General features: G+C 54.6%; 1 protein-coding gene and 1 pseudogene. Both read right to left on the reverse strand.

Annotated features, from left to right (window positions below):
* Nucleotides 1–97 (reverse strand): annotated as a pseudogene (locus tag U1739_RS21090) (peptidase); the annotation flags it as partial.
* 36 nt (nucleotides 98–133) lie between these two features.
* Complete coding sequence (locus U1739_RS21095) at nucleotides 134–934, reverse strand: transglutaminase family protein (RefSeq protein WP_332710579.1); 801 nt, start codon at nucleotides 932–934, stop codon at nucleotides 134–136.
* Between the last annotated feature and the right edge of the window lie 82 nt (nucleotides 935–1,016).

A 1,016-nucleotide genomic window follows, 5' to 3' on the forward strand; every position in this document is an offset into this window, starting at 1 on the left:
TGCGAAAGGTCGAGATATTGTCGACGCCCGAATTCGTGCGCGTATCGGACATGAAAGCCATGCCTTTATCGAGTAACATTCCCACGCAATATGTCATTCCTGATCCATTGGCCCCCGCCCTGTTTCGTGATTCCTACTGTTCGACACGCAAGGATACAACCATGCTCTTGTCACGTGCACCAAATGACATCCCCGATATCGGAGCGGCGTCGCGATAGTCAAAGCCAGTGGCCACGCGGACGTAGCGTCCATCAGGGCTGATGCCGTTGGAAATGTCAAATCCGACCCAGCCAAGCCCGTCGAGATGCGCCTCCGCCCAGGCATGGCTCGCGGTTTGTTCGATGTGTCCATCCATCATCAAGTAGCCCGACACATAGCGCGCCGGAATGCCAATCGAACGGCATGCCGCAATGAAGATATGCGCATGATCCTGACAGACGCCCGCGCCAGCGATAATCGCTTGCTCGGCATTGGTTTCAACGCCCGTTGCGCCCGTGCGATACTCTACCGTTGACAAAATATGCGCGGACAATTCGTGCAGCATGCCGATCTTGTCGGGGGCTGCCCGATCAATCCCGACAAGCAGCTTCTGGACGCCCCGTGCAGCCCCTGTGAGCCGCGTGGAACGACAATATGCCCAAAGGGGTACATGACTGCGGTGGCGACCCAATATGCCATGATTGTCAGCCGTTTGCACCTGACCGCTGCAACTGATTTTGATGGATGTCCGACCTTCTTCAATCGAAATCAGCGTGACATGGTTATTATGCGGGTCGTCGTGCTCAGCCTCGATCCTGCCGCCATCGATAACCAACTGCCAATCTAATACGTTTTGCCCTGCACCGTCTTTTGGGCGCAGCTTAAGCCGCTGAAGCGCATAGCGTACGGGTTGGTCGAATTGATATTCGGTGATGTGGTGGATCGACAAAAGCATCAGCTGTTAAACCTATATTCCTGCTCCACCAATTGCGCGAGGTTTCGGTTTTGAGCCAGGAATTCAATCAGGAATTCGTGCA

Source organism: Parasphingomonas puruogangriensis (genome assembly GCF_036663635.1).
Classification (GTDB): domain Bacteria; phylum Pseudomonadota; class Alphaproteobacteria; order Sphingomonadales; family Sphingomonadaceae; genus Sphingomonas.